At 34.1% G+C, this 7,550-nt stretch carries 9 protein-coding genes; 1 reads left to right on the plus strand and 8 read right to left on the minus strand.

The window, feature by feature from the left end; genetic code table 11:
* Positions 1–366: 366 nt before the first annotated feature.
* A complete protein-coding gene (locus OEZ61_RS07620; RefSeq protein WP_034530939.1) occupies positions 367–957 on the minus strand; it encodes a peptidylprolyl isomerase in 591 nt (196 codons plus the stop codon).
* 147 nt (positions 958–1,104) lie between these two features.
* On the opposite strand from OEZ61_RS07620, the gene OEZ61_RS07625 reads away from it, so the two are divergent.
* A complete protein-coding gene (locus OEZ61_RS07625) occupies positions 1,105–1,743 on the plus strand; it encodes a VTT domain-containing protein (protein WP_041152702.1) in 639 nt (212 codons plus the stop codon).
* 30 nt (positions 1,744–1,773) lie between these two features.
* On the opposite strand, the gene OEZ61_RS08270 is transcribed toward OEZ61_RS07625, so the two are convergent.
* The 7 genes from OEZ61_RS08270 to OEZ61_RS08275 all read right to left on the minus strand — a co-directional run bounded on the left by OEZ61_RS08270 (position 1,774) and on the right by OEZ61_RS08275 (position 7,547).
* Positions 1,774–2,418 (minus strand): TIGR01906 family membrane protein, encoded by a 645-nt coding sequence (locus OEZ61_RS08270; protein WP_080768516.1) that lies wholly within the window; start codon positions 2,416–2,418, stop codon positions 1,774–1,776.
* Entirely contained in the window at positions 2,402–3,181 is a 780-nt protein-coding gene (locus OEZ61_RS07630) for a TIGR01457 family HAD-type hydrolase (protein WP_034535331.1), read from the minus strand. Before OEZ61_RS07630 ends, OEZ61_RS08270 begins: the two co-directional genes overlap by 17 nt.
* 12 nt (positions 3,182–3,193) lie before the next feature.
* Complete coding sequence (locus tag OEZ61_RS07635) at positions 3,194–3,742, minus strand: YutD family protein (RefSeq protein ID WP_034532203.1); 549 nt, start codon at positions 3,740–3,742, stop codon at positions 3,194–3,196.
* A gap of 12 nt (positions 3,743–3,754) precedes the next feature.
* The gene (locus tag OEZ61_RS07640) at positions 3,755–5,128 is read right to left on the minus strand and encodes a metallophosphoesterase (RefSeq protein ID WP_034535332.1); all 1,374 of its coding nucleotides are present in this window, start codon (positions 5,126–5,128) and stop codon (positions 3,755–3,757) included.
* Positions 5,129–5,141: 13 nt separating this feature from the next.
* Positions 5,142–5,750, minus strand: a complete 609-nt coding sequence (locus OEZ61_RS07645; protein ID WP_034535334.1) for a metallophosphoesterase — start codon at positions 5,748–5,750, stop codon at positions 5,142–5,144.
* A 121-nt stretch (positions 5,751–5,871) separates the two neighbouring features.
* Positions 5,872–7,242, minus strand: coding sequence for an amino acid permease (locus tag OEZ61_RS07650; RefSeq protein WP_034535335.1), 1,371 nt, complete (start codon positions 7,240–7,242; stop codon positions 5,872–5,874).
* Positions 7,243–7,454: 212 nt separating this feature from the next.
* Complete coding sequence (locus tag OEZ61_RS08275) at positions 7,455–7,547, minus strand: IS3 family transposase (protein WP_080719905.1); 93 nt, start codon at positions 7,545–7,547, stop codon at positions 7,455–7,457.
* Positions 7,548–7,550 lie beyond the last annotated feature (3 nt).

Here is a 7,550-nt window from a genome sequence, read left to right on the forward strand (position 1 = left end):
TAGCTCTTCTGAATAAATTGTTATTTTATAAGCGAATTGACTTCGCAATGTTTAATTCTTACAACCAAGTTGTAAGTTCCTTACACATCATCGATTATCAATCTTGTTCAGTTTTCAAAGATCTACCTTTTATTAATTTGCTGTCCCAATTGACAACTCATTAATCATAGCAAATTATCAACACAGTGTCAATAACTTTTTTTATTTGCCAACGCTTGAAATCAACTAATTTAACGCGACTTGATTATGATATCAAAATCATCAATCACTGTCAACATCAATTTTTCAAGATCATTTGAGAAGATTAAGTAACCTCTCTCAACAGCAATATTTATACTACCAGGAAGTCTTTTTACGGTCAAGTACTTATTTAAAAATTTCTACTTTGTTTACTAGAACATCTTCAACAGGTTTGTCGCTTGCATCTACTTTAGCATCTGCAATCTTATCAACGATATCCATACCCTTAACTACTTGTCCGAATACAGTATGTCTGAAATCTAGCCATGGTGTTCCACCATTTTTAACGTAATAGTCAATTATTTCTTCTGGGAATCCCGCTTCATTCATTTGATCCATTAGTGTTTCAGGAAGTGTCTTGTTTTGCACAATAAAGAACTGACTACCATTGGTGTTAGGGCCAGAATTAGCCATAGACACAGCTCCACGTACGTTGTATAAGTCTTTAGAAAATTCATCATCAAATGGACGATTCCAAATACTTTCCCCTCCTGCACCGGTTGCTGTTGGATCACCACCTTGAATCATAAAATCTTTAATAACTCTATGGAAAGTTGTTCCATCATAGTAACCAACTTCAGCTAATTTCATGAAGTTTTCTACTGCTTGAGGTGCTTGTTTTTCAAACAAAGCTATTTGAATATCACCATAATTTGTCTTTAGAATAGCCATCGGCTTATATTTATCATCTATACTTAATTGTGGATATTGAGTCATTTTGTCCTCCAAATATTTAATTGATATATCTATTATATCTAACGAAGTAAAAATGATTAAGTGTTTTTACTAAATTATTTTAAAAAAACTTTAATGTAAATCATGTAAATTTGTTAAAATATAGTTAAACAACAAAAGGAGAGAGAAATGCAACTTTTAATAGATTTTATATTACACATTGACCAACACATCATTAACTTGGTTAATTATTTTGGTGATTGGACCTACCTACTACTATTTCTAGTGATCTTCATTGAAACTGGAATCGTAATTATGCCCTTCCTACCTGGGGATTCATTATTATTTGCAGCAGCAGCTATCTCTGCAAATCCAAAATATCACCTAAGTATATTCATATTTATCATCTTATTCTTAATTGCTTCAGTCGTCGGTGACTCTTTAAACTTCTTCCTTGGCGAAAAAGTTGGTAATAAGCTTACTAAACAAAAACATATTGGTAAGTTCATTAAACAAGAACAACTAGACAAAGCAAAAACTTTCTTTGATAAATACGGTATCTTAGCTATATTTATTGCTAGATTCATGCCAATCATCAGAACTTTCGCACCATTCATTGCAGCTTCAAGTGGTTACAAGTACAGCAAGTTTGTTAAATATAACGTAGCCGCTTGTATCGTCTGGGTACTACTATGTTGTGGTGGAGGATACTTCTTCGGAAACATCCCATTCGTACAAGAACACTTCTCAGTGGTTGTACTTGGTATCATCCTAGTAACTTGTATCCCTGCTTTAGTAGCATTGTTCAAAAAAGAAAAGAAAGCATAATAAAAAGGACTCCTATGTTGGGGTCCTTTTTTATTGTGTTGATCTATTAATAAATCGTAATAGGATTAAATAAAATACCGTTACAAATATAAATATAAAAGCAAAACCAATCATAAAGTACTGATCTGGAAACAGTATGATGATTGGTTCTTTTTTTGCATTAAATATCCAGTCGTTGTTTCTAAATAGGATTTTATGGAAAAAGATAAACGCATCATTGAAATCAATTAAAGCAAACACGAAAAGAAATACGAAGCATCCGTATATTTGCCTAAAAGATAATTTTAAAAGCCATAAAAAGCGATTTTTCCTTAATCTAATCAATGTTTTAATGACTATTGGCGTCATAATAACCATAAAGAGGTTATTTAATAAAATTAGTCTTCTCACATCCCCAAAGTGTTCCTTTACTACGTTATTAATTGGCAATGTCGTTTGCATATCGATAATAAAGAATGACTGTAAATATCTAATAATCAATAAGTAATTATCCCTTATTTGTCCTGAACTCATTTTAATATCATGTTGTACGTTTAATACATGGACAACTGACGTATATATAAATGGCATGTTCATAAATAAAAATATCGAGCAAGTTACAAACCACAAGATGATTACTAACGACAATGCTCGATACTTCATAAATTCAATATTCAAATTAAACTTCCCAGTCATCCAATGAATCAATTTGATGAGTTGGTTGAACTTCTTTTTGTGCCACTTGTTCCTTTGTAGATAAACCAGTGTAGACAATTAGGGTATCCATGCCAAAATTAATACCCGCTGAAATATCGGTCATATAGTTGTCACCAACCATGACTACATCAGACTTATTCAAACCAATCTTATCCAATGCGTTTTGCATGATAATTGATTCTGGTTTACCAATTAAAACCGGTTTTTGTTGGGTTGCGTATTCAACAAGTTTTACTAATGAACCTGCTCCTGGTTGCATCCCTTTTTCAGTTGGAATATTACTATCTGGATTAGTACCAATAAATTTAGCACCATCTCTTACTAATAGAACTGCCTTACTTAATTGATCGTAAGTGACTGAACTATCTAAACCAACGATTACATAACTAGGATTATTATCAGTAATTTCAAAACCGTTATTTTGAAGAGCAGTTATTAATCCCTTTTCACCAACAACATAAGCTGTCTTGTCGAATTGATTACTTTCAGCATCTTTTTTTACATAATCAGCAGTAGCTAGTCCTGCAGTGTAAACATTATCGACACTCACATGAATGTCATGATTATCACCTAAGTTTTTAACTACATCCTCTGGCATCTTGGTTGTGTTATTGGTTACGAAAAGAAAATCAATCCCATTTGATTGTAGTCTTTCGATAAATCTCTTGGCAGCTGGAATTCTCTTACTTCCGGCATAAATTGTGCCATCAAGGTCAATAAAATAACCCTTATACTTTGTCATTAATATTCTCTCCTAGTCCGTTCTTTGTTTAATTGTAAAGTGTCTCTTACCATGTCCCTTTGATTGGGTCACTGTCACGTGTTCTCTTTTATCAACACGAGGCTTTTCATTAGTGACCTTTTCTTTAATAAAGGCATGACGGTTGTTCTTATTAGATGAACGACGTCCTCTTCGCTTATTGAAAGAACCATTTGGCTTAGTCTTTACTTCTAAGTTATGCAAGACAAAGTAGTCCGCGCCCATGTTGGCATATTCATATAAATAATCTTGAATTGCCATGAATTGGTTTTGTAATGGTGTGTTACTACCATCGTCAGAAAATCCCTTTAGTCTTAATACGCCGTATCCGTAATCACCAACGATAAAGCTGTATCTACTAAAAATGGGATTGTAACTAGCAGTGAAGTCATCAATATTAAAACAGTTATTACGATTACTGATGATTTCATATTTGTGGCCATTAATTAAAATGGTCTTTTCGTCTTCAAGTTTTATGTTAGCTAGTGGTTTATAGTTACTGTTCTTTTCTTCGACTAGCTCTTCAATACTCTTACGATCCAAAATTATCCTCTCCTATTCTAGCGGATATTTCTTTGATAGGTATGATGCGAACACTTCTCTAAGCGTTTGATCATACAAGATATTATTATCACCCTTAATTGCAACCGTTGGGAAGAACGGAATGAAGATGTAATGATCTAGTAAAGCAATTTCGTAGGTTTGATTAAAGTCAATCAGTTTACCATCGAAGTAAACATTGTTTTGGTCGTCAACATCGATTCCATCATAGTTCAATTGGCCAAAGTACTTTCCTCTAAAGCCCATTCCCTTTTGTTCATATGCAATTAGGAATTTCCAATTCTTTTGCATTTCCATTACCATGCGCCATAAGTCGCTACCTGATAATGTTGTCTTAGTTACATGCATAGAATGTGGCAAGATTTGGTGTAATTGGTTCTTATCTACAATGCCTTTTGGAAGAGCGTGTAAGAACAATCCATTATTAACGATTGCTGCTTTAGTGCCTGCCTTTTCTTTCATCGCAGATAGAAATTCGCTAACCATTCTTGGTTTACCACGAAGACCATTATCCATTTTTTCATCTAACTTAGCAACTTTAGATTGAGCCAGAATGTCTTGACCACGTTTTTCTAAAGCATCAAGCCACTTACTGTCTTCTGGTTCAACAGGTAAGTCACTAGTTTTAACAACACTAGCTTCACTATTGATAACGTGATCATTTTCAACTTCTAGTGTTACTTTTCCAACGTAGTATCCGTACTTACCAGCAGCAGCCAATAATGATTGATTATCTCTTTCACCATGTTCAAACAAATGGTGAGTATGACTTCCAATGATAACATCAAAACGTGGAAATTTCTTAGCAATTAACCTGTCTTGAGTAACCCCTAAGTGAGATAACAATACTAGTACTTCGTCATCTTTATCATTGTCCAATAATTCAGGAATCTTTTCTTGGTCATCGATTGGTGTCCATCCCTCAAGAGTGTATGTTGATTGGTATGGGGCTGTTAAACCGTAAATCTTGATGTGATTACCAGCAGGTGTGTTAATCATTTTGGTCTCATGAGCCCAATATGGTCTTTTCTTAGTATCAGAATCGACAATATTAGCTAAAACAACGTCAAAGTTGGCGTCATCATATAAATGATTTAACTGGTCTTTACTATTGGTTAAACCTTCATTATTACCAATTGTGGCGGCATCATAGCCAATTTCATTTAACAATTCAACATTGGCTTTACCATTAGTAGCATCGGTCAATGGATCAGCTCTATCTAACGCATCACCTAAATCAACAGTAATGACAAAATAACCTTGTTTTTCCAGCTTTTGTTTTTCGCTAATTAAATATCTTTTTATTCTTGGCCAATTTTCAAAGTGTGAATGTAAATCATTGGTATGTAAAATAGCAATTTTTTCCAAACTTACTTCCTCCTTATCGTCTTTTGGCAAAATCAATTTTCTTTTGTTCCACCATCTTGAAAATATCCTGTTCACTAAACGGAGCACCAAATGGCTTATCATAGCCTAAATAATCTTTTTCTGGACTATCGACTCCAACATTGATATTTTCCTTTACCGGCACTGAATAGTGATGAATATGCCCATGAAGATCAATAATCGGCCCAACCTGGCCCATCATCAATGGATAATGAGTCATATAGTATTGGGCGTGATTCATCTTAATCAAGGCTCCGACATCGTGGAAAGAAAACTTTGGTTTCCCATTTAATTCATAGTTATTTTTCTCAATGAACTTGAACAAAGCTCTACTATCATGATTTCCCTTAATAAAGACAATCTGTCCATTCAATTGTTTTAAAATATCATAAATTTTTTCATGTGCTTTTCTCTGGGGCTTTTCATGACAGACTGCGATATCACCTAAATGATAAACAATATCACTGTCAGAAACCTCTTCATTCCAGTTTTTAATGATATCGTTATCCATCTCTTCCACAAAGAAATATGGTCGTGGCGCGAAATTCTTATTTCCTATCATGTGTTTATCAAGAAAATGCGTATCCGCTATAAAGTATTTCATTCTTGCCACCTACTTCCTTACTAATAGAATAAACTATTATTGAGTAAATGAAAAATAAAAAAACAGCTTCAAGCAAACTAACCACTTAATTAAGTAATTAGTCGTTGAACCTGTTTTATTTTTATACGCGGTCTTTAACAACCTTGAAGATGTATAGGAATACAATCCATACGATTGATCCGATTAATGGAATCATTGTGTCTACTCTAAATAGCAATACAACAGCTACGAATAGTAGGAATGCTAATACAAAGTAACTTGAAAGTGGGAATAAAGGCATCTTAAATGTTAGCTTGTCTTCTTCCTTGTTCTTCTTAACAGAATTTCTGTACTTAATATGTGCAATAGCGATTAATCCCCAAATGAATAGGAAGCATGTGGTGGCTACACTTGAAATCAATTGGAAAACACCATCAGGAATGAAAGCATTCAAGAATAGTGAGATTGCGATAACAGCAATTGAGAATACGATTCCCGCTGCTGGTAAACCGTTTTTAGTTAATGAACCAATCTTCTTACCAACCTTATTGTCAGTACCGTAGCATAGTGAGTATGCCATTCTACCTGTTGTAAAGATTGATGAGTTACATGCGGAAACAGCTGCAGTTAACACAACAAAGTTGATGATTGATGCAGCTCCGGCAATTCCAATGTTTTGGAATACTTGCACGAATGGACTTGATGAAGCATTGATGTAGTTCCATGGGTAGATGCACATTAATGCTACTAATGAACCAATGTAGAAAATTAAAATTCTTGAAGGAACTTCGTTAATAGCCTTTGGAATAACTTTTTCAGGATCATGTGTTTCTGAAGCAGTCATACCAATCATTTCAATTCCGGCAAAACTAAAGATTACCATTTGGAAACTCATTAAGAATCCTGAGATACCGTGTGCAAACATCTTGTGACCAAATAGGTTTGAAAGACTTGCATGACCCACTGGGGTCTTGTAATTCATAATTACTAGTACAATTCCTGTTGCGATTAAAGCTAAAATAGCAACAACCTTGATTAATGCAAACCAGAATTCAGTTTCACCAAATGCTGATACATTAATTGTGTTCAATAGGAATAAAATAATAATGATGATTAAACCAGTTATCCATTGTGGCACACTTGGGAACCAATACTTTATGTACAAACTGGCAGCAGTAATTTCAGCCATGGCAATTGTTATCCAGCAGGCCCAATAAGTCCAACCGGCAACGAATCCCATTTTTTCGCCTAAGTACTTTTCAATAAATTCAATAAATGAATGACAATCAACGTTTGATAATAATAATTCGCCAAGTGATCTCATGATAAAGAATCCAGCAATCCCAGCAATTAAGTAAGCTAAAATAATTGATGGTCCTGCAAAATGAATGGATTCACCAGCTCCTAGGAACAAACCAGTTCCGATGGTTCCACCTAAAGCGATTAATTGAACATGACGATTTTTTAAACCTCTAGAAAGCTGTTGGCCTTCTTGTTTCGGTGATTCTTGCATTTCATCACCCTCCTCTAATTATTCTATGATGTTAATTATACATATTTTATTTGAACTGCAATACGTCTGAATCTTTATAGACTTGCACCTAGCAACGTTTAAGCCGCAGCATTTCAACGTTTGTTCATGTTATTTATATTTAATTGAATTATTTTCATCAATCCATGAAAATAAAAAAGAGACTGACCTGAACCCCTAAAATTGGAAGATGGTTATGCTATTTTCTGGGAGGAATTGATCCGGTATTCAACCGGTGACATTCCTCCCAGTTTTTGTTTTATACGATAATTGTTGTAATAAGATATATA

The organism is Apilactobacillus sp. EABW-1NA, assembly GCF_030398685.1.
GTDB lineage: Bacteria > Bacillota > Bacilli > Lactobacillales > Lactobacillaceae > Apilactobacillus > Apilactobacillus waqarii.

Coding starts and splice junctions, on each gene's coding strand:
- OEZ61_RS07620 (WP_034530939.1), bottom strand. CDS start 957: ATGACTCAATATCCACAATTAAGTATAGATGATAAATATAAGCCGATG.
- OEZ61_RS07625 (WP_041152702.1), top strand. CDS start 1,105: ATGCAACTTTTAATAGATTTTATATTACACATTGACCAACACATCATT.
- OEZ61_RS08270 (WP_080768516.1), bottom strand. CDS start 2,418: ATGACTGGGAAGTTTAATTTGAATATTGAATTTATGAAGTATCGAGCA.
- OEZ61_RS07630 (WP_034535331.1), bottom strand. CDS start 3,181: ATGACAAAGTATAAGGGTTATTTTATTGACCTTGATGGCACAATTTAT.
- OEZ61_RS07645 (WP_034535334.1), bottom strand. CDS start 5,750: ATGAAATACTTTATAGCGGATACGCATTTTCTTGATAAACACATGATA.
- OEZ61_RS07650 (WP_034535335.1), bottom strand. CDS start 7,242: ATGCAAGAATCACCGAAACAAGAAGGCCAACAGCTTTCTAGAGGTTTA.